19 protein-coding genes are annotated in these 19,567 nt (G+C 67.0%); 7 read left to right on the forward strand and 12 right to left on the reverse strand.

From position 1 onward, the window contains the following. Positions 1–44: 44 nt before the first annotated feature. Positions 45–785 carry a tetratricopeptide repeat protein gene (locus ACFSC3_RS04790; protein WP_380939262.1) on the reverse strand — a complete coding sequence of 247 codons (741 nt, stop codon included), beginning with the start codon at positions 783–785 and terminating at the stop codon, positions 45–47. Beyond that, positions 782–1,489, reverse strand: a complete 708-nt coding sequence (locus tag ACFSC3_RS04795) for an alpha/beta fold hydrolase (protein WP_380939263.1) — start codon at positions 1,487–1,489, stop codon at positions 782–784. The genes ACFSC3_RS04790 and ACFSC3_RS04795 overlap by 4 nt, the downstream gene beginning before the upstream one ends. 203 nt (positions 1,490–1,692) lie before the next feature. Here ACFSC3_RS04795 and ACFSC3_RS04800 point away from each other — a divergent pair, with 203 nt between their 5' ends. Beyond that, the gene (locus tag ACFSC3_RS04800) at positions 1,693–2,001 is read left to right on the forward strand and encodes a UrcA family protein (RefSeq protein ID WP_380939264.1); all 309 of its coding nucleotides are present in this window, start codon (positions 1,693–1,695) and stop codon (positions 1,999–2,001) included. Positions 2,002–2,038: 37 nt separating this feature from the next. On the opposite strand, the gene ACFSC3_RS04805 is transcribed toward ACFSC3_RS04800, so the two are convergent. The 4 genes from ACFSC3_RS04805 to ACFSC3_RS04820 form a co-directional block, all read right to left on the reverse strand. Continuing rightward, positions 2,039–2,908, reverse strand: coding sequence for an alpha/beta fold hydrolase (locus tag ACFSC3_RS04805; RefSeq protein ID WP_380939265.1), 870 nt, complete (start codon positions 2,906–2,908; stop codon positions 2,039–2,041). Continuing rightward, a complete protein-coding gene (locus ACFSC3_RS04810; RefSeq protein ID WP_380939266.1) occupies positions 2,905–3,111 on the reverse strand; it encodes a helix-turn-helix transcriptional regulator in 207 nt (68 codons plus the stop codon). Before ACFSC3_RS04810 ends, ACFSC3_RS04805 begins: the two co-directional genes overlap by 4 nt. Further along, on the reverse strand, positions 3,108–3,524 hold the full coding sequence (locus ACFSC3_RS04815) for a hypothetical protein (RefSeq protein ID WP_380939267.1): 417 nt from the start codon (positions 3,522–3,524) through the stop codon (positions 3,108–3,110). The genes ACFSC3_RS04810 and ACFSC3_RS04815 overlap by 4 nt, the downstream gene beginning before the upstream one ends. Positions 3,525–3,605: 81 nt before the next feature. Next, positions 3,606–5,000 carry a glutamate ligase domain-containing protein gene (locus tag ACFSC3_RS04820; protein ID WP_380939268.1) on the reverse strand — a complete coding sequence of 465 codons (1,395 nt, stop codon included), beginning with the start codon at positions 4,998–5,000 and terminating at the stop codon, positions 3,606–3,608. Between the two features lie 82 nt (positions 5,001–5,082). Between ACFSC3_RS04820 and ACFSC3_RS04825 the strand changes: the two genes are divergently transcribed. The 4 genes from ACFSC3_RS04825 to ACFSC3_RS04840 all read left to right on the forward strand — a co-directional run bounded on the left by ACFSC3_RS04825 (position 5,083) and on the right by ACFSC3_RS04840 (position 11,894). After that, positions 5,083–5,904 carry an LD-carboxypeptidase gene (locus ACFSC3_RS04825; protein WP_380939269.1) on the forward strand — a complete coding sequence of 274 codons (822 nt, stop codon included), beginning with the start codon at positions 5,083–5,085 and terminating at the stop codon, positions 5,902–5,904. 303 nt (positions 5,905–6,207) lie between these two features. Beyond that, on the forward strand, positions 6,208–8,202 hold the full coding sequence (thrS, locus tag ACFSC3_RS04830; RefSeq protein ID WP_380939270.1) for a threonine--tRNA ligase: 1,995 nt from the start codon (positions 6,208–6,210) through the stop codon (positions 8,200–8,202). 82 nt (positions 8,203–8,284) lie between these two features. Then, positions 8,285–8,815, forward strand: coding sequence for a translation initiation factor IF-3 (gene infC / locus ACFSC3_RS04835; RefSeq protein ID WP_380939271.1), 531 nt, complete (start codon positions 8,285–8,287; stop codon positions 8,813–8,815). A gap of 274 nt (positions 8,816–9,089) precedes the next feature. Further along, complete coding sequence (locus ACFSC3_RS04840) at positions 9,090–11,894, forward strand: TonB-dependent receptor (RefSeq protein WP_380939272.1); 2,805 nt, start codon at positions 9,090–9,092, stop codon at positions 11,892–11,894. A gap of 274 nt (positions 11,895–12,168) precedes the next feature. Here ACFSC3_RS04840 and ACFSC3_RS04845 read toward each other — a convergent pair whose 3' ends face one another. From ACFSC3_RS04845 to ACFSC3_RS04870, 6 genes are all read right to left on the reverse strand, one after another. Continuing rightward, on the reverse strand, positions 12,169–12,717 hold the full coding sequence (locus ACFSC3_RS04845) for a GNAT family N-acetyltransferase (protein ID WP_380939273.1): 549 nt from the start codon (positions 12,715–12,717) through the stop codon (positions 12,169–12,171). Positions 12,718–12,751: 34 nt separating this feature from the next. Next, positions 12,752–12,943: a hypothetical protein gene (locus tag ACFSC3_RS04850; RefSeq protein ID WP_380939274.1), complete on the reverse strand. Its 192-nt coding sequence runs from the start codon at positions 12,941–12,943 to the stop codon at positions 12,752–12,754. Between the two features lie 10 nt (positions 12,944–12,953). Continuing rightward, entirely contained in the window at positions 12,954–15,695 is a 2,742-nt protein-coding gene (locus ACFSC3_RS04855; protein WP_380939275.1) for a [protein-PII] uridylyltransferase, read from the reverse strand. A 151-nt stretch (positions 15,696–15,846) separates the two neighbouring features. Next, positions 15,847–16,410 carry a nucleotide exchange factor GrpE gene (grpE, locus tag ACFSC3_RS04860; RefSeq protein WP_380939276.1) on the reverse strand — a complete coding sequence of 188 codons (564 nt, stop codon included), beginning with the start codon at positions 16,408–16,410 and terminating at the stop codon, positions 15,847–15,849. 24 nt (positions 16,411–16,434) lie between these two features. Then, positions 16,435–17,475: a heat-inducible transcriptional repressor HrcA gene (gene hrcA / locus ACFSC3_RS04865; RefSeq protein WP_380939277.1), complete on the reverse strand. Its 1,041-nt coding sequence runs from the start codon at positions 17,473–17,475 to the stop codon at positions 16,435–16,437. 155 nt (positions 17,476–17,630) lie between these two features. Beyond that, complete coding sequence (locus ACFSC3_RS04870; protein WP_380939666.1) at positions 17,631–18,143, reverse strand: DUF6438 domain-containing protein; 513 nt, start codon at positions 18,141–18,143, stop codon at positions 17,631–17,633. 64 nt (positions 18,144–18,207) lie between these two features. Here ACFSC3_RS04870 and rph point away from each other — a divergent pair, with 64 nt between their 5' ends. Both rph and rdgB read left to right on the forward strand, forming a co-directional pair. Next, positions 18,208–18,936, forward strand: a complete 729-nt coding sequence (gene rph, locus ACFSC3_RS04875; RefSeq protein WP_380939278.1) for a ribonuclease PH — start codon at positions 18,208–18,210, stop codon at positions 18,934–18,936. Next, complete coding sequence (gene rdgB, locus ACFSC3_RS04880) at positions 18,933–19,562, forward strand: RdgB/HAM1 family non-canonical purine NTP pyrophosphatase (protein ID WP_380939279.1); 630 nt, start codon at positions 18,933–18,935, stop codon at positions 19,560–19,562. Before rph ends, rdgB begins: the two co-directional genes overlap by 4 nt. The last annotated feature ends 5 nt before the right edge of the window (positions 19,563–19,567 follow it).

Raw genomic sequence — 19,567 nt, forward strand, 5'->3', positions numbered from 1 at the left:
TGGCTTGGGGAGAGGTCAAGCCGCCGAAGATAGGGATGGAGGCGCTATTTGCCAGCCTCGAACTGCGCGAGCGCCGCCTTGGCCGACGCGGCGACCGCGCCCTGGCCTGTCTGCGCCGCCTTGGTCCACCCGCCGCGCGCGCCGGACTCGTCTCCCGAGAGCGCGGCGATGTTGCCGGCCTCCAGCTGGACCGAGGCGTCGTCGCTCGCCCGCTCCAGCGCCTGGGCGATATCGGTGCGCGCACGGGGCAGGTCGTTCATCCGCCGTGCGAGCGTCGCGGACAACAGCCAGGCGAGCGGATCATCGCCGGCATCCGTCAGCGCCGCGTCGATGTCCTTGCGCGCCGCCGCCATGTCGCCGGCCGCAACGAGCGCGCGGGCGCGGTCGAGGTGGGCTTCGCCCAGCGCGAGGCCGGTCAGTCCGCCGCTGGTCAGCGCGCTATCGAGCGCGGCCTTCGCTTGCGCCGGGTCGCCCGCCGCCAGCCAGGCATTGCCCGCCTGCGCCCAGAAACTGGCCGCACGTGCATCCTTTGCCACGGCGGCCCCTTGCGCGGATTGGGTGAAGGCCAGCGCGGCCGGCTCATAGCGTTGCTGCCCGGCATGCGCGCGACCCAGGCACTGCTGTGCCCGGAATCCGCCACCCGCCAGGACCCAGCGCGATGCTTCGCGCTGTGCGGCGGCGGGGTCTCCGATGGCCAGTTCGACGCAGCGTTGCATCCGCGCATCCGCCGAATCGGTGATGGCGGGCGTCGTCGCGGTCTGGAGAGCAAGGGCAAGCAGGATCATGGCGTCAGCATCTCGATCGTGCTGAGCAGCGTGCCGATATCGGCATCGCGCGACAGCCGGTGGTCGCCGTCCTTGATCAAAATCGTCTGCACATCGGCTGAACGGATCGCGCGGGCGAGCTCCATGCTCAGCTCCCACGGCACGTCCGCGTCCGTCTGGCCGTGGATCAGGCGGACGGGACAATCGATCGCGATACTCGGCCACATCACACGCAGGCGTTCGCCCGATTCCCAGAAGGCGCGGGTGGTGATGGTCGGCTGATCGGAATAGGGGGAGGGCTGTTCGAGCCGCCCTTCGCGCGCGATCGTCGATTTCTCGTCCGCCGTGAAGCCCCAACTGGTGAAGTCGGGCGCGGCGGCGACGCCGACGATGGCCGCGATCCGTTCGGGCCGGGCCAGCGCGACCAGAAGCATGATCCAGCCGCCCATCGACGATCCGACCAGCGTGACCGGCCCTTCGATCAGATGATCGACCACAGCCAGTGCATCGTCGCGCCACGACTCCAGCGTGCCGTCCTCGAACCGTCCGGGACTGGCGCCGCAACCCGAATAGTCGAAGCGCACACAGGCTCGGCCATGCGTCTTCGCCCAGGCCTCGATCGCCATCGCCTTGGTCCCGGTCATGTCGCTGGCATAGCCGGGAAGAAACAGCAGGGTCGGTCCACGACCGGGCGTGTGATGATAGGCGAGAGACAGTTCGGACATGACCTGCCTATGACAGCGAAGCCACCTGCGCGAAACCGCCACGTTTTTGTCGCGCGGACGTCGTTGCGGCGTCACGCCAACGACGCGCAGCCGTAACGATCGCGGCCTAGAGGATCGCCCGTCCGACGCGAGCCCGGTGTCCGAGGTACGTGCGGACAGGTTCGGCGGTCGATCCTCGGCCGCCTATCCGCAGGAGATCCAGCATGAAGTTCCTCGTCCCCGCCGCCTTCGCGGCGGTCGCCGCGCTGTGCCCGGTCGTCGCCCAGGCGCAGCTTCGCGAAACCGTCACCGTCCGTGTTTCGCGCGCGGGCCTCAACCTCGCGGACGCCGACCACCGCGCCGCGTTCGACAAGCGCGTTCTCAAGGCCGCCTATCGCGCGTGCATGTTCCATCAGTCGAAGCTCCTCCCGCCGACCGACGCGCTGCGCTGCGTCCGCGAGATGCGCATCGACGGAAACCGCCAGGTGGCGATGATCGTCGACCGTCAGCAGCGCCAGCTCGCCGCGCGCTGAGCAGAGGCGGGGCGGGAGGTAGCCACCCGCCCCGCACCTACTTCGCCAGGAAGGTGTCGAGCGCCTTGGCGAACGCAGCCGGCTGGTCGAGCATGATGAAATGCCAGCTGTCGGCGATCGGCACGAGCGTGGCGGACGATCCGGCATAGTCGCGTTCCCAGATCGTCGCCGCCTGCGGTCCGGCACCGGTGGCGTAGAGCACCACGAACGGCTTTCCGGCGATTTTGGCGATGTCGGGGCGCAGATCGGTCGTCATATCCTCGTACATCGCCTGGGCGACGACGCGGGGGGCGGCACGGCGGCCCCATTCCCCGACCTGGATGCGACCGGCGGGGGAGTTCGACCAGATGCCGCCGGGATCGGTCGTCACCGGCGTCTTGGATACGGGCGCGGCGGCGATCATGTCGCGCATCCGCGCGGCGCTCGGCGTCACGGCGGCCACGGTCGCTTCGCCCTGGAAGAGCGTGCCGATGAAGGGGAGGGCGTCGACCACCATCACCCGTCCCACGCTTTCCGGATGTTTGACGGCCAGCATCATCGCGACCAGACCGCCCATCGAATGGCCGACGACCGCGGGCTTGGCGATCCTCCGCTCGCGGACATAGCCGTCGACCTCTTCGACGATACCGTCGAGGATGCCGGGCTTCAGATTGGCGCGCGGTTCATCGCCGCCGAAGCCGTTGACCTGAACCGTGAGCACATGGTGCCGCGCTTTCAGCCCCGGCACCACACCGTCCCACACCGCGCGGGGGCTGGCCAGACCGGGGATGAGGATGACGGTGGAACCGGTGCCGCCTTCGTCGCGGATCGAGATATGCTCGCGCTGGACGAGCTGCGTCTGCCCCTTGGCGATCATGGGCGTCAGCACGGCGGCGAGGATCAGAAAGAACAGCGACGGGCGTGTCATTGCGCGGACTCCTTGGGGTTCACGAAGATCGCCTCGATCGGCTGGCCGAAGACGTCGGCGATGCGAAAGGCGAGGGGAAGGGATGGGTCGTAGCGACCGGTCTCGATCGCGTTGACGCTCTGGCGCGAGACTTCGAGCAGTTCGGCCAGATGCTGCTGGCTCCAGCCCCGCTCGGCCCTCAGCGCGCGCATATGGTTGTTCATGCGCCGTCGCCGGCCATCCGGTCCCGCAGCGACTGGACGCACTGTGCGATCCCCCAGCCCACGCACCACAGGATGAACGCCCAATAGGCCGGGGCATGCGGCACGACGCCGCCGTCCTCCAGGAACCCCCAGGCGCTAGCGACCGCCAGCATGAAACCCATGCCGATCAGCATCCCCTGCACGACGCGCGCGCGGATGAATTCGTCGGTTTCCTCGACGATATACAGGCCGATCACGCCGATCACCGCGATGATCGGCAGGGCCGGCAGGATCGACAGGGCGACGAGCAACACGCCCTCCGGCTGCCACGTCTTGATCGCCCAGACGGCGAAGAACAACGCCGCCACATAGGCGAACATCGTCGGCCAGAACCGGCGCACATAGCGTCGGCCGGCGGGGGTATTGGAGCGCATGGCGATAAGCCCTCTCGTGATTCGATGACAAGCTCACTTTACGTAAAGTGAGCTTGTCATGTCAAGCGAGCTTTCCAATCGTCAGCGGCGCAGCATCTCCACCATCTCGGCAGCCAGCAGGCTGAGCGTGTCGTCGCGGGCGCCCATCACGATGATGCGATCACCCGGGCGAGCCTGGGCCACAAGGTGCGCCGCGGCGGACATGCGGTCGGGGATATGGAGTACGCGGCCACCGCCGATCGCGATGTCGCCGACGATCTCGGCACTTCCGACCTCCCGCGCGACCGTGCCGCCCTCATAAACGGGGTCGGGCAGGACGAGCACATCGTCGCCGGTGAGACCGGTCAGGAACGTCGCGACGAGCTCGCGGCGCACCTGCTTCAGCGGGCCATAGCCATGCGGCTGGAACAGGATCAGCAGCCGGCCTGGGTGCGCGTGTAGCGTCGACAGCGTTGCGGCGATCTTGTCCGGGTTGTGCGCGAAATCGTCGATCACCGCGACGCCCCCCGCTTCGCCGACCAGCTCGAACCGACGCCGCAGCCCGGTGAAGTCGGCGATGGCGGCGATGGCTTCCGACAGCGGGACGCCGGCCATGCACGCCGCCCCCAGCGCAGCGAGGGCGTTCGCGACATTGTGTCGACCTGGCACGGCGAGACGGACGGGATGGACCTCGCCATTCGTCAGCAGGTCGAAGGACACCGCGAAGGGCGCCTCGACGATATTGCGTGCGCTCAGGTCCGCATCGCGCTCCACCGCGACCGTCAGCAGGCGGCCGGAATCGAGCGTCGTCGCCAGCGCTGCGGCCTCCGCATCGCCGATGTTGACGATCGTGATCCGCGCCTTTTTCGCGAAGTCGCCGAACAGGCCGCGCAACTCGTCGAGCGACTTGTGATCGAGGCTGATGTTGTTCAGCACAGCGATGTCGGGCGCATAGAGCGCGATCGACCCGTCGCTCTCGTCGACTTCGCTGACATAGACGCGCTGCGCCCCGACGATCGCGCTGGCGAAGGGCAGGTCCGGGCGGACGAAGTTCTTCATCACCGCGCCGTTCATCACCGTCGGCTGGACGCCTGCGGACTCGAGGATCCAGCCGATCATGCCGGTGACGGTCGACTTGCCGCTGGTCCCGGCGACCCCGATCGACTGTTCGACCGCATTGAACAGCGAGGCGTTGAGTTCCGCCCGCGTCATTCGCGTCGCGTCGATCGCGGTGGCGGCCACGATGTCCGCGACACTGTCCTCCACCGCGGCCGAGGCGACGACGATCTGCTCCGCCGAGACGATCCCGCTGCCGTCCTGCGGATGGAGAGTGATGCCCAGGTCTTCGAGCGCCGCGAACTTGGCCGGCACGCGGCCCTGGTCGAGCCCGCGGTCGGAGCCTGCGACGGTCGCGCCGCGAGCGTGCACGATCATCGCGAGCGGCATCATGCCGGACCCGCCGATGCCGACGAAGAAGAAGCGTTTGCCGGAAAGCATGACGCCGCGCTATCGACGCGCAGGGGCGGGGGCAAGATGCCCGAAGCCCATTTGTGTGAAGAACCGGACGAAGGCGTTTGGGATGAAGATTGCCGTCTGCGCGCCCGCGCGTTCGATCACACCCGCCGGCGCGGCCCGCGTCGCCGCCTTCACCGCGCTCTATTATCCGCAGGTCGATCTGATCGTCGATCCGCAATGCTTTGCGCAGGCCGGGCATTTTGCCGGACCGGACGAAGTGCGCGCGGAAGCGTTCCTACGCCATGCCAACGACCCCGGTATCGACGCGATCTGGTTCGCGCGCGGCGGCTACGGTTCGAACCGCATCCTCGCGAGCGTCATGCCCGAGCTGACATCGGCGGCGCGCGAGAAAAGCTATATGGGCTTTTCCGATATGGGGTTCCTGCTCGGCGCGCTCTATGCCCGGCGGATCGGGCGGCCGGTGCACGGGCCGATGGCGTCGAACGTCAGCGAAGCGTCGAAGGGGATGCCGGTGGGGCGTGCGCTCGGCTGGCTGGTGAATCGAGACCGGTCGGTGCTGGAGCCGACATTGGGCGGCCAGCCCGCGGCCGCGTTCAATCTCGTCATCCTGTGCGCGCTGCTCGGCACGCCGTGGATGCCTGACCTGACCGACCATATCCTCTACATCGAGGAGGTGGGGGAGGCCTATTACCGGATCGACCGGCTGCTGTTCCAGATGGCGAACGCCACGCAATTGAAGGGGATCGCCGGCGTCCGGCTGGGCGCGGTCACCGACGTTCCGGACGGCGATACCGAGGCCGAGTTCGGCGAATCGCTGGAGGTCATGATGACAGGCTGGTGCCGCGACATGGGGGTGCCGTACCTCGGCCGCGCGCGGATCGGGCATGACGCCGACAATCTGGTGATCCCGTTCGGCTTGGCTTGAGGGCTGGTCGATATGCTCGTGCTCCCGCGCAGGCAGGAGCCCAGGGTTACAGGGCGTGTCGCTGGTGGCTTTAGGGTCGGTTTCGATCAGCTTTGTTCAACCGTTCGTGCTGAGCGAAGTCGAAGCACCTTGCGGAGATCTGCCCTTCGACTTCGCTCAGGGCGAACAGGGGTGAACAAAGCTGATCGCTCCTACCTCTAGGCTCCCGCCTGCGCGGGAGCGCAGTGGCGTCGACCTGCCTTGCCTTCCTGCCCCTCTCCGCGGCATAGGCACGCCTTCCATTCTCTCCAAGGTTCTCTCGACATGACCGCGCATTTCCGCATCTCGCTGCCCGACGGTTCCGTCCGTGAGGTAGCACCGGGGACTACCCCGGCGGATGTCGCCGCGGCGATCGGGCCGGGCCTGGCGAAGGCGGCGATCGCTGCGCGGGTCGATGGCGAGTTGCGCGACCTGTCGCGGCCGTTCGCAGGTGATGCGCAGCTCGCGCTGGTCACGATGCGCGACGAGAAGGACGCGCTGGAACTCGCCCGCCACGACTTTGCGCACGTCCTGGCCGAAGCGGTGCAGCACCTGTTCCCCGGCACGCAGATCACCTTCGGCCCGGCGACCGACGACGGTTTCTACTACGACTTCGCGCCGAAGGACCGGCCCTTCACCGAGGACGACCTGCCCGCGATCGAGGCGGAGATGCGCCGCATCATCGCCAAGAACGAGCCGTTCGTGCGCGAGGTCTGGAGCCGCGAGCAGCTAATCGCCAAGTGGCGCGAGCAGGGCGAGACGTTCAAGGCCGAATGGGCCGCCGAACTGCCCGACACCGAGGAACTCACCATCTATCGCCAGGGCGAGTGGCTCGACATGTGCCGCGGGCCGCACATGCCCTCGACCGGCAAGCTCGATCCCGCCGCCTTCAAGCTGACGCGCGTGTCGGGCGCCTATTGGCGCGGCGACCAGAAGAACGCGATGCTCAGCCGCATCTACGGCACCGGCTGGCTGTCGAAGAAGCAGCTCGACGCGCATCTGACCATGCTGGAGGAAGCTGCCAAGCGCGATCACCGCAAGATCGGGCAGGAGATGGACCTGTTCCACCTCCAGTCCGAAGCGCAGGGATCGGTGTTCTGGCATCCCAACGGCTTCATCCTGTGGCGCCAGATGGAGGCGTATATGCGCCGCCGCCTGGATGCGGCCGACTATGCCGAGGTGAAGACGCCGCAGCTGATGGACGCGCGCCAGTGGGAACAGTCGGGCCACTGGGGCAAATATCGCGAGAATATGTTCGTGGTACCCGACGAAGTGCCGAACGTCGAGGACGAGGGGCCGGTGCTGACGGGCGAGGGCGACCTGATGGCGCTGAAGCCGATGAATTGCCCGGCGCACGTCCTGATCTTCAAGCAGGGCATCAAGTCCTATCGCGACCTGCCGATCCGGATGGCGGAGTTCGGCTGCTGCCACCGCAACGAGCCACATGGCGCGCTCCACGGCATCATGCGCGTCCGCCAGTTCACGCAGGACGACGCGCATATCTTCGTGCGCGAGGACCAGCTGGTCGATGAAGTCCGCAAGTTCTGCGAGTTGCTTCACTCGGTCTATCAGGATCTTGGCTTCACCGACTACGCGGTGAAGCTGGCGCTGCGTCCGGAAAAGCGCTTCGGCTCCGACGAGATGTGGGACCGGTCTGAGCAGGAGCTGCGCGACGCGGTGCAGGCGTCGAACCTGCCCGACGACATCAAGGCGAAGTTCGAGGAACTGCCGGGCGAGGGTGCCTTCTATGCGCCGAAGCTGGAGTTCCACCTGACCGACGCGATCGGCCGGACGTGGCAGGTCGGCACGATTCAGTCCGACCGCGTGCTCCCCGACCGGCTCGACGCGAGCTATGTTGGTGAGGATGGCGAACGCCACCGCCCGGTCATGCTGCACCGCGCGATCCTCGGTACGTTCGAACGCTTCATCGGCATCCTGATCGAACATCACGCCGGGCGTTTCCCGATGTGGCTCGCGCCGGTCCAGGCGGTCGTCGCGACGATCGTGTCGGATGCCGACGACTATGCCCGCGACGTCGCCGCGAGGCTGCGGGCCGCTGGTATCCGCGTCGACACCGACCTGCGCAACGAGAAGATCAACTACAAGGTGCGCGAGCATTCGCTGGCGAAGGTTCCGGCGCTGCTCGTGGTCGGCAAGCGCGAGGCGGAGGAGGGCAAGGTCGCCGTCCGCCGCCTGGGCTCCGATCGCCAGGAGTTCGTGACGCTGGACGAGATCGTCACCCGTCTGCGCGACGAGGCGACCCCGCCCGATTTGCGCTGACGCGGGGCACTTTCGCTTTCGCCGCGTTTTCCCTATATAGAGCGCCGGAATTACCACAGGAGACTCGACTATCCGTCCGCCAATGATGCGCCGACCGATGCAGCCGGCATTGAACGGCCCCCGGTTCAACGAATTCATCCAGAGCCAGAAGGTCCGCGTGATCGATCACGAGGGCGAGAATCTGGGCGTGATGTATACGCGCGCCGCGATCGAGGCTGCGGCAGAGGTCGGACTCGATCTGGTCGAGGTGTCGCCGAACGCCGATCCGCCGGTCGCCAAGTTCCTGGACGTGGGCAAGTACAAGTACGAGGCGCAGAAAAAGGCGAACCTCGCCCGCAAGTCGCAGAAGACGCAGGAGATCAAGGAGATCAAGATGCGTCCGAACATCGACGACCATGACTATGACACCAAAATGAAGAAGGTGGCGGAGTTCATCGGCGAGGGCGACAAGGTGAAGGTCACCATGCGCTTCCGCGGTCGCGAGCTCAGCCACGGACAGCTCGGTATGGCGGTGCTTCAGCGCGTCGCGGAGCAGGTCGCCGAGGTTGCGAAGGTCGAGGCCTATCCGCGGATGGAAGGGCGTCAGATGCTCATGGTCCTCGCTCCGAAATAATTTTTCGAAAGCTGGGTATCGAAAAACGGCCGTCGGCGAGTTGATCGCCGGCGGCCGTTTTCCTGTACAGCGGCTGGCCTATCCGGCTTTCCGTAACGTCAGGCGGCAACAGGATGAAATCAGTCCTGTCTTGAAACTGTGTCGTTCGCGCACAGCTGAAACGAAAATCGCGTGTTCGGGTATGGTGGGGGACTAGGCAAATCCCCTTTGCTGCGGCAGGTTGTCGAAGAACGAGAATGGCCAAAGCCGTTCCGTCAGGAGAGGATTGCCGACCATGCGTAAGCTCGCGCTGCTGATTTCCGTCGCGTCCACTGCCATCGCCGCTCCGGCGATGGCGCAGAGCACCACCACGTCCCCCCAGGCAGCCGACGCCAACCAGGCGGCAAGCGATGCGGCGCAGGACGAAGGCTTTGTCAGCGCAGGCGACGTCGTCGTCACCGCGACCCGCCGTGCGGAACGACTGGCCGACGTCCCGGTCGCCGTGTCCGCCGTATCGACCGAGCAGCTGCAGCTGTCCGGCGCGAACGACATCCGCCAGCTGAACCAGCTCGCGCCGTCGCTGCTCGTGTCGTCGACGGGTACGGAAGCGAACACTTCCGCCCGTATCCGCGGCATCGGCACGGTGGGTGACAATCCCGGCCTCGAAAGCTCGGTCGCGGTCTTTATCGACGGCGTCTACCGCTCGCGCTCGGGCGTCGGCATGAACGAACTCGGCGAGGTCGAGCGCGTCGAGGTGCTGCGCGGGCCGCAGGGTACGCTGTCGGGCCGCAACGCGTCGGCAGGCGTTATCAACATCATTACCAAGCAGCCGAGCTTCTCGGGCTACAGCGGCATGGCCGAGGCGACCTACGGCAACTACGACCTCTGGCGCTTCCAGGGCGCGCTCAACGTGCCGCTCGGCGAGACGTTCGCGGCGCGCATCGATGGCGTCTATACGAAGCGCGACGGCTTCTATTACGACCCGGCCAACAACGTCGATATCAACAACCGCGACCGCTATTTCGTCCGCGGCCAGTTGCGTTTCGAACCGTCTAGTGACCTGACGATCCGCATCATTGGCGACTATACGAAGCGCGACGAAGCCTGCTGCGCGGCGACCTACGTCGATCGGCGGACCAATCCATATGTCGGCGACCTCAACGAACTGGCGACGGTACCGACTACCGCCACCACGCCCAGCGCGAACGGCAACAACATCGTCAACGTCATCCGCGATCTCGGCCAGAACCTGTCGCTGGTGAATGCGCCGGGCTATAGCCGGACGGTCTCGACCAGCCGCGGCCGCAGCTTCGACGGCATAACCAAGGATTGGGGCGTGTCGGGGCAGGTCGATTTGAACCTCGGCCCGGCGACGCTGACGTCGATCACCGCCTATCGCGACTATAATTCGACCCAGGGGTCGGACACCGACTATTCGAGCGTCGACATCCTCTACCGCGCGGCAAACGGCCTGTCGGGTCGCGCGTTCAAGACCTTCAGCCAGGAACTGCGCCTCCAGGGCGAGGCGTTCGGGGGCAAGCTCGACTGGCTGATCGGCGGCTATTACGCCGATGAGAAGCTGGACGTCGTCGACAACCTGCGCTTCGGAAACCAGTACGGCCGCTTCGCGACCTGCCGGATCGTCTCGGGCAGCGCGCTTGCGCAATTCTATTCGCCGACCAGCACGTCATGTCTGTCGCCGACCGGGAACGCCGTCCTGCGCGGGCTGGTGCCGGGCGTGACTTCGCCGTTCGGCGCCGCGGGCAATACCGTCGTCAACGCGCTGGCGACGCTCGACGGGATCAACGACAAGGGGTCGATCGCCGACCGCTATCGCCAGACGAGCCGCAACTATGCGTTCTTCACGCACAACATCATCCACTTCACCGACACGCTCGATCTGACGTTGGGCGCCCGCTACACCAACGAGCGCAAGCGACTGACGGCAAGCTTCACCAACGACAACACGGGCTGCGTCACCAACCAGACTAACCTCGGTGCGCTCGGCCTGCTCAATCCCGCAAGCCCGCTGTTCGCCACCGCCGCCGGCATCGTCGGCCTGAGCTGCCAAGGCAACTCGACGTCGGAATTGAACGGCGTCAGCATCGCAAGCCAGCGGAACGAGGACGAGTTCACCGGCACCGCCGTGCTGTCGTGGAAGCCGGTCGACGCGCTGCTCGTCTACGGCTCCTACTCGCGCGGCTATAAGGCGGGCGGGTTCAACCTCGACCGGTCGGCGCTAAAGAACCCGGTCGCGAGCTTCGCGGCGCTGGGCGGTGCGCAGGCGCTGGCGGGCAATCTGCAATTCGATCCGGAGAAGGTGAACGCCTTCGAAATCGGCGCAAAATATTCGCGCGGGCCAGTGACGATCACCGCGGCGGGCTTCCGCCAGGAATTCGAGAACTTCCAGCTCAACACGTTCAACGGCACGGTTTTCCTGGTCGCGACGGTTAATTCCTGCAAGTCGGCGCTGAACGGCGGCGACCGCGACCTGAGCGCATCGACCGGCAGCTGCCCGGCGAACGACGTGACCTACGGCGTGGTGTCGCAGGGCGTCGAGCTGGAAGCGGCGCTCCAGCCGGCGCGGGACATCAACTTCACGCTCGGCATCACCTATACCGACACGCATTATCGCAACGATCTGGTTGGATCGGCCGGTGGCCTGCCGCTCGATCCGGCGCTGCGCGTGCTGCCGGGCAAGCAGCTGTCGAACGCGCCGGAATGGGTGGCGACCAGCTCGTTCGCCTGGACGCCGCGACTGGGCAATTCGGGCCTGTCGGGCCTGTTCTACATCGATGGGCGTCTGAGCGACGATTACAACACCGGCTCCGACCTGTTCCCGCAGAAGTCGCAGGACAGCTTCTTCGTCGCCAACGCCCGCATCGGCATCCGCGGCCCGAGCGAGCGCTGGGCGCTTGAGTTCTGGGGCCAGAACATCTTCGACAAGGACTATGCGCAGGTCGCCTTCAACTCCCCGTTCCAGGCGGGCACGACCAGCGCGCCGTTTGTCGACCCGCAATATCCGGGTGGCCGTCAGATCTTCTCGCAGTATCTGGCCGAGCCGCGGACTTACGGTGTGACCGGACGGGTGCGGTTCTAAGCGGGCGGCGCGCGGTTTGCGCAAGCAAACCGCCGACTCGCCACGGCGGACGGGCCCCATCAAAGTATTACTTTGATGGGAACCCGCAGCGGGGTCGGCGTAGCCGGCCCCGTCTGACGTCGTGGCGGAAACGATCGGCGGCAAGCGACACTAGCCCCGTTCGTGCTGAGCTTGTCGAAGCACCATACTACTATACGCCCGCTGCTCATTTGCGGCAGGAAGGGCGGTGCTGCGACAGGCTCAGCACGAACGGAGATGTGGGCACCGCATCGCGTCAGCCGTTAAGCGGCCCGCCCTCGAACCCAGCCCGGTCGATCGCGTAGATCACATGCCGCGCGACCCCATCGGCCAGCGCTACGTCATGCCGCCGGTCGGTGAGCACCGCGCCGATCTTATCCATCGCCCGTCGCGAACGGGCATTGCCTTCACCGACCAGGAAGATCACCCGTCGATACGTCGTAAGCGCGTGCCCAATCATTAGCCGCTTCACCGACCGGTTGGCCGCCCCGCCCCAATGACTTCGCGCGAGGAAGGTCCAGCCGATCTCGATCTCGCCGACACCGGCGCGCGTCGGATCGAAGCGTGACGACCCGATGACCGCGCCCGTCGCCGCATCCTCGATCACCAGAGCCCCGCCGCTCGCCAGGCCGTCTGCGAAGAAGCGACGGAACACCGGCTCTTGCCAGCGATCGTGCGCGGGGTGGATCGCCCAAATCTCTCGGTCTGACGCAACCGCGAACAGGGCGTCGAATTCGTCGGGTATCATCGGACGCAGGCGAACGACGGCATCGGCGAGACGGGGTTGGGCGTCGAAGTCGTTCATGACGCGAGTCCTTCAGGTCGTCGTGCGCGGCGGGTCAATCGCCGCCGCCACAGCCGCCGCCGTCTCCGCCGCCGCAATCGCCAATCGTGTCTCCGCCGCCGCCGTCGATCCAGCCGCCACTGCCGCCATCGACCCGCGACCGCGCCGGGCCGGAGCGCCGCGCTACCAGTCCGATCGCGAGCAGTCCCACGCCGACGAAAAATGCGACCACCGCAACGATGGCCATTTCGTCCCCCTCATGCCGCTATCGCCATCTCTTCGCCGATCGCGGCATCGAGCAGGCGCTTCTCGATCGTCTTGACCCGCGTGCCGCCCAGCTTGTCGCCTGTCAGGTCGGTCACATAGAAGGTGTCGACGGCGCGCTCGCCATAGGTTGCGACATGCGCCGAATGGATCGTCACGCGCGACTGGAACAGCGCGTTCGCGAGATGGTGGAGCAGGGCGGGGCGATCCCGCGCGTTAACTTCGATCACCGTGAAGCGGTTCGACGCGGCGTTGTCAATCAGCACGTTAGGCTGAACGGCGAAGGCGTCGGCACGGGGGCGGGGCGGGGCCTTTGCCTTCAACCGGTCGCGCAGCTTGACGCGGTTGGCGAGCGCGTCGGCGATGCCGGTGCGGATGCGATCCAGCTGCCCTGGGTCGTCGAACGGTCGGCCGAGCGGATCCTGGACCAGGAAATTATCGAGCGCCATGCCGTCGCGCGTCGTGTGGATGCGCGCGTCGATGATATTGCCCCCCGCCGCATGGATCGCGCCGGCGATGCGGTAGAACAGGCCGGGGTGGTCGGCGGCGTAGACCGTCACCAGCGTCGCGCCGCGGGCAGGGTGGGGGCGGGTGTCGATCGCCAGATCGGTCATGCCCGCCGCCTCGATCAGGCGGATATTATGTTCCAGAACGTCGGTCGGCTCGGCTACCCAATAGGCCTCGGGCAGGCGGCGGACGACGGCGACGAAGCGGTCGTCGGGCCAGCCGAGCTGGGTACCGAGTTCGGCCTGCTTCGCCGCGATCCGCTCGCTGCGCCCGCGCTGTTTGTGGCCAAGGCGAAGGACTTCCTCCGCGCCCTCAAACAGGTCGGTCAGCAGCTGCCGCTTCCACCCGTTCCAGATGCCGGGACCGACGGCGCGGATGTCGACGATGGTCAGCACCAGCAGCATGATCAGCCGCTGCGGGCTCTGCACGGCCTGCGCGAAGTCGAGGATGGTCTTGAAGTCGGACAGGTCGCGCTTGAAGGCGAAGGAGGACATCAGCAAGTGCCAGCGCACCAGCCACGCCACCGTCTCCGTCTCCGCCGGGGTCAGACCGAAGCGCGGGCATAGCCGCTCAGCGACCTCGGCGCCCAGAATTGAATGGTCACCGCCCCGGCCCTTGGCGATGTCGTGCAGCAGCACCGCGACATAGAGCGCTCGGCGGGACACGATCTGGCCGAAGATGGCGGTGGCGAGCGGGTGATCATCCTTCAGCAGTCCGCGCTCGATCCGGCTCAGCAGGCCGATCGCGCGGATGGTATGCTCGTCGACGGTGTAATGATGGTACATGTCGAACTGCATCTGTGCGACGACGCGGCCGAAGTCGGGGACGAAACGGCCGAACACGCCGGCCTCGTTCATCCACCGCAGGACCATTTCCGGATCGCGATCACCGGTCAGCAGGTCGAGGAAAAGGGCGTTCGCGCGCGGGTCGTTCCGAACGCCGTCGACCAGCCGCGCGTCACGACCCGCCGCACGCATCGCTAGCGGATGGATCTCCAGCCCGTTCGCCTCGGCTAGCTGGAACATCTCGATCAGCCGTACGGGATCGTCGACAAAGAATGTGTCGGTGGGCAGCGCCAGCCGTCCGCGGTCGAGCACGAAGCCGTGCAGCTTCGACGGGCGCCGACGGATGGTCGGCAGGCCGAAGCGGCGACCGCGGGAGGCGAACTTCTCGTCGATATGCGCGATGAAGACGCCGGTCAGATCGCCGACCGCCTTCGCCTGCAGGAAGTAGAATTGCATGAAGCGCTCGACCTTCGACTTGCCGGGCCGGTCGGTGAAGCGCATCCGCTCGGCAATCTCGCGCTGATAGTCGAAGGTCAGCCGGTCCTCGGCGCGGCCAGCGATGATGTGCAGGTGGCAGCGCACCGCCCACAGGAAATTCTCGGCGCGGTGAAAGCGGCGGAGCTCGTCGCGGGTTAGCATCCCGGCGCCGACGAGTTCGGTCGCGAAGGTGACGTTATAGATATACTTGGCGATCCAGAAGAGAGCATGCAGGTCGCGCAGGCCGCCCTTGCCTTCCTTCACATTGGGTTCGACGACATAGCGGCTGTCGCCCATCTTGACGTGCCGCGCGTCGCGTTCGGCGAGCTTCTCGACGATGAAGGTCCGCGCGGTATCGGCCTGGACTTCGCTCCGGAAGCGGTGCCCGGCCTCGGCATAGAGCGCCTCGTCGCCCCAGACGTAGCGCCCTTCGAGCAGCGCGGTGCGGATCGTCACATCGGCCTTGGCCTGGCGCACCATCTCGTCGAGCGAGCGCGAAGAGTGGCCGACCTTCAGCCCCATGTCCCACAGCGCGTAGAGCATCGATTCGATCACCTGCTCGCTCCAGCCCGTCTGCTTCCAGGGCGTGAGGAAGGCGATGTCGATGTCCGAATGCGGCGCCATCTCGCCGCGCCCGTATCCGCCGACGGCGACGAGCGTCATGCGTTCGGCAGTGGTCGGGTTGGTGTTGCGGTAGAGGCGCTGGACGGTGAAGTCCCAGAGCAGCCGCAGCAGCTGGTCGGTGAGATAGGCGCCGGCGTTGGCAGCTTCCAAGCCGCGTGAGGGATGCTCCGACAGGCGGCGGGCGATTTCGGCGCGTCCGGCATCGAGTGCGGCCTTCAGGCACTGCGTCCCGGCGCGGCGGAGAGCGGCGGTGTCCTTGCCCTCGAGACCGGCGAGCTGGTCGGCGATCGCGCGGCGGTCGATCAGGGCGCGGCGGTTGGGGACGTGGTCGAAGCGGGACATGGGTTGGTCTTAGCCGATCCTCCCCGGGACGGGGAGGGGGACCAGCCGCAGGCTGGTGGAGGGGGCGGGCCGCACTTTCGTCGCTCGCGGCACACCCCCTCCACCAAGCTGCGCTTGGTTCCCCTCCCCGCGAGCGGGGAGGAGCGATACCTCACCCCGCCTTGGCGACACCCACCAATGCCGGACGCAGCAGGCGATCCTTCAGCATGTAGCCCGACTGGATTTCCTGCACGACCGTGCCGGCCTCGGTATCGGCGGAGGGAACCTCGAACATCGCCTGATGCCGGTTCGGGTCGAGCTTCTGGCCCATCGCCTCGACCTTGGTGATGCCATGGCGAGCGAAGACGCTGTCGAGTTCGCGCCCCGTGGCTTCGAGGCCGGTGACCAAGCCCTTCATCTTCTCATCCGCGCGCAGCTCGGCCGGGATCGCGTCGAGTCCGCGCGATAGATTGTCGGCGACCGACAGCAGGTCGCGGGCAAAGCCGGTGACGGCATAGTCGCGCGAATCCTGCGCAGCCTTTTCGGCGCGGCGGACCATGTTCTGCGCGTCGGCGCGGGCATAGAGCACGGCGGCCTTGGCTTCGGCCAGTTCGGCTTCCAATTCGGCCACGCGGTCATGCTCCGCCACTTCCGGTGCGGATTCCGCGGTCTCGCCGCGCAGGTCGACGGCCTCTGCGGTCAGACCGGCGTCTTCAACTTCTCGATTTTCGCTCATGTCGTCCATTCTAATGATTTTGGGTCACGCCAGCAATCGCGCGAGCGTGGCGGCCGTGAAATCCACCATGGGCACGACCCGGGCATAGTTCAACCGCGTCGGCCCGATCACGCCGACGACGCCGACGACCTGCCCGTCGATCGCGCGGACCGGCTGGGCGATCACCGACGAGCCGGACAGCGCGAACAGCTTGTTCTCCGATCCGATGAAGATGCGTGCGGCCGGGCCGTCGCGCGCGGAGTCGAGCAGGCGCATGATCTCCTCCTTCCCCTCCAGCTCGTCGAGCAGGCCCCTGACCCGGTCGAGGTCGGCCGCCGCCGCAGGGTCGATCAGATTGGCCTGGCCGCGGACGATCAGGACGGGACGGCGCGCGCCGTCCTCGCTCAGCACCGCGATGCCGCGCTCGACCAGCGTGCGGGCGGCGCCGTCCAGCGCGGCGCGTTCGGCGGCGATCTCGCGGCCGATGCGCTGGCGGATGTCGCTGAGCGTCGCCCCGGCGGCGCGGGCGTTGAGGAAATTGGCGGCCGCCTCCAGCGCGACGGGTGGCACGTCGCCGGGCAGTTCGATGACCCGGTTCTCGACCGAGCCGTCGTCGCCGACCAGCACCGCAAGCGCGCGATTCGGGCCGAGGGGCACGAAGCCGAACTGGCGCAGCACCGGCTCGCGACGCGGCACGAGGACGAGGCCGGCGCAGGCCGACAGGCCCGACAGCGCCGCGGTGGTAGCGGCGATCGCTTCCTCCACCGGACCGCCGGCCCGCGCGCCGGCGTGGATCGCCGCGCGTTCCTGTTCCGATGGCGCGACCGCGTGCATCATGCCGTCGACGAAAAGGCGCAGACCGGTCTGCGTCGGCATGCGACCGGCGGAGGTATGCGGGGCGGCAAGCAGACCGGCTTCCTCCAGATCCTGCATCACCCCGCGGATCGAGGCGGGGGACAGGTTGAGGCCGGATACCTGGGCAATCGTCTTCGAGCCCACTGGCGTGCCGGACTCGAGATAGGATTGGACGACGAGGCGAAACACGTCGCGGGCGCGGTCACTGAGTTCGGGGAAGGTCGGCGTCACGGCGACGAAGATAGTGGGGCCGGGGCGGGGGCTCAACGCCAACGGCTGTCATTCCCGCGAAGGCGGGAATAAATTGTGGCTGAGTTTGCGGTTCCGTTCGACACGTCAGCCAGAATTGATCCCAGCCTTCGCGGGGATGACGGTGGTGAGCGCGGTCAGCGACGCGACGGCGTTGCGCTGTCCGGCCCGATCAGGTGCCCGATCGGTAGCAGCGACGGTACGCTGCGCAGGCTCGCGGCGAGCGTCGCATTTTGGGGATCGCGGCAGCCGAGGTCGTATCGGACCGATTTCGGCTCGGCATTGCCTTCGCGGATCGTCACGGTGATGCTGGGGCGGTCGGTGACATATTCCCCGCAGTGGCGTCCCCCGACCGTATAATCCGCTGACGAGGCGGCGAACGCGCCCGAAACCGCGCGCAGGACGGCGTCGAACTGCGCGAAGGTCACCGCGAATTCGTGCCGGCCGGGCGCGGCGACGAAGCGCTTGCCGTCGAACACGCCCGCGCGGCCAAGGCTGTCGATCCGTACCGAATAGACCGGGCAGGTGCCGTAACACGGGCCGGTTTCATAAGTGATCTCGATCGGCGTCGGTGACGGTGTCGCAGGATAGCGACCTACGGCGGGGGCGCAGCCGGCCAGGAGGGTGAGCGGGAGCAGCACTCGCAACATTGCCTCCACACTGGCGCGCCTCGCCCGCCCCGTCTAGGGCAGGACAACATTCACGGAGACCTTCATGCGACCTTCCGGCCGTGCGCCTGACGAAATGCGCGCCATCACCATCACCCCGAACTTCACCCGCCATGCGGAAGGATCGGTGCTGATCGCGTTCGGCGATACCAAGGTGCTGGTCACCGCCTCGATCGAGGAAAAGGTGCCGCCGTTCCTGCGCGGCAAGGGCGAGGGTTGGGTGACGGCGGAATATGGCATGCTGCCGCGCGCGACCCATACCCGCGGCGCGCGTGAGGCGGCCAAGGGCAAGCAGTCGGGGCGGACGCAGGAGATCCAGCGGCTGATCGGACGCAGCTTGCGCGCGGTCACCGACCTGAAGCTGCTCGGCGAACGGCAGATCGTGCTCGACTGCGACGTCATCCAGGCCGACGGCGGCACGCGCACCGCGGCGATCTCGGGCGCGTGGGTTGCACTGCGCCTGGCGGTCGACAAGCTGATGGCGTCGGGCAAGCTGACCACCGACCCGATCCTGCACAAGGTCGCGGCAGTCAGCTGCGGCATGTATCAGGGACAGGCGGTGCTCGACCTCGATTACCCTGAGGATTCGAATGCAGAGGCCGATGCCAATTTCGTCCTGCTCGACGACGGCAAGATCGCCGAGGCGCAGGCGACCGCGGAAGGCGCCTGTTACGACGAGGAAAGCCTGCTGCGCCTGCTGCGGCTGGCGCGGATCGGCTGCACGCAGATCTTCGCCGCGCAGGAAGCTGCGGTTTCCGGGGCGACCGGGCGATGAGCGGCGAGGGGCCTGTTCCGCAGGCGATCCGCAAGCTCAGCGCGGGTAAGCTTGTCATCGCCAGCCATAACGAGGGCAAGGTGCGCGAAATCCGCGAACTGCTTCAGCCTTACGGGATGGACGTGGTGTCCGCGGGCGAACTCGAACTGCCCGAGCCCGAGGAGACCGGCACGACCTTCGTCGCCAATGCCGAACTGAAGGCATTGCAGGCCGCCGACCTGTCGGGCTTGCCCGCGCTGTCGGACGACAGCGGCCTGTGCGTCGAGGCGCTGGGCGGCGATCCGGGCATCTTCTCCGCACGGTGGGGCGGGGAGAACAAGGACTTCGGCCATGCGATGCAGCTGGTCGAGGATCGGCTGGCGGAAAAGGGGCCGGACGCCGCGCGCGATGCCCACTTCATCTGCGCACTGGCGCTGGCCTGGCCCGACGGCCATGTCGAATGGTTCGAGGGGCGGGTCGACGGCACGCTCGTCTGGCCGCCGCGCGGTGACAAGGGGCATGGCTATGACCCGGTTTTCGTGCCGGTCGGTGGTCAGGAGACCTTCGGCGAGATGGATCAGGCGGTGAAGAACGACATCAGCCACCGTGCGGACGCGTTCCGCCAGCTGGTCGCGGCGGTCTTCTGACCGCG

It is taken from the genome of Sphingomonas floccifaciens, from assembly GCF_042681125.1.
Taxonomy (GTDB): domain Bacteria; phylum Pseudomonadota; class Alphaproteobacteria; order Sphingomonadales; family Sphingomonadaceae; genus Sphingomonas; species Sphingomonas floccifaciens.

Coding starts and splice junctions, on each gene's coding strand:
- ACFSC3_RS04790 (WP_380939262.1), bottom strand. CDS start 785: ATGATCCTGCTTGCCCTTGCTCTCCAGACCGCGACGACGCCCGCCATC.
- ACFSC3_RS04795 (WP_380939263.1), bottom strand. CDS start 1,489: ATGTCCGAACTGTCTCTCGCCTATCATCACACGCCCGGTCGTGGACCG.
- ACFSC3_RS04800 (WP_380939264.1), top strand. CDS start 1,693: ATGAAGTTCCTCGTCCCCGCCGCCTTCGCGGCGGTCGCCGCGCTGTGC.
- ACFSC3_RS04805 (WP_380939265.1), bottom strand. CDS start 2,908: ATGACACGCCCGTCGCTGTTCTTTCTGATCCTCGCCGCCGTGCTGACG.
- ACFSC3_RS04810 (WP_380939266.1), bottom strand. CDS start 3,111: ATGAACAACCATATGCGCGCGCTGAGGGCCGAGCGGGGCTGGAGCCAG.
- ACFSC3_RS04815 (WP_380939267.1), bottom strand. CDS start 3,524: ATGCGCTCCAATACCCCCGCCGGCCGACGCTATGTGCGCCGGTTCTGG.
- ACFSC3_RS04820 (WP_380939268.1), bottom strand. CDS start 5,000: ATGCTTTCCGGCAAACGCTTCTTCTTCGTCGGCATCGGCGGGTCCGGC.
- ACFSC3_RS04825 (WP_380939269.1), top strand. CDS start 5,083: ATGAAGATTGCCGTCTGCGCGCCCGCGCGTTCGATCACACCCGCCGGC.
- thrS (WP_380939270.1), top strand. CDS start 6,208: ATGACCGCGCATTTCCGCATCTCGCTGCCCGACGGTTCCGTCCGTGAG.
- infC (WP_380939271.1), top strand. CDS start 8,285: ATGATGCGCCGACCGATGCAGCCGGCATTGAACGGCCCCCGGTTCAAC.
- ACFSC3_RS04840 (WP_380939272.1), top strand. CDS start 9,090: ATGCGTAAGCTCGCGCTGCTGATTTCCGTCGCGTCCACTGCCATCGCC.
- ACFSC3_RS04845 (WP_380939273.1), bottom strand. CDS start 12,717: ATGAACGACTTCGACGCCCAACCCCGTCTCGCCGATGCCGTCGTTCGC.
- ACFSC3_RS04850 (WP_380939274.1), bottom strand. CDS start 12,943: ATGGCCATCGTTGCGGTGGTCGCATTTTTCGTCGGCGTGGGACTGCTC.
- ACFSC3_RS04855 (WP_380939275.1), bottom strand. CDS start 15,695: ATGTCCCGCTTCGACCACGTCCCCAACCGCCGCGCCCTGATCGACCGC.
- grpE (WP_380939276.1), bottom strand. CDS start 16,410: ATGAGCGAAAATCGAGAAGTTGAAGACGCCGGTCTGACCGCAGAGGCC.
- ACFSC3_RS04870 (WP_380939666.1), bottom strand. CDS start 18,143: ATGTTGCGAGTGCTGCTCCCGCTCACCCTCCTGGCCGGCTGCGCCCCC.
- rph (WP_380939278.1), top strand. CDS start 18,208: ATGCGACCTTCCGGCCGTGCGCCTGACGAAATGCGCGCCATCACCATC.
- rdgB (WP_380939279.1), top strand. CDS start 18,933: ATGAGCGGCGAGGGGCCTGTTCCGCAGGCGATCCGCAAGCTCAGCGCG.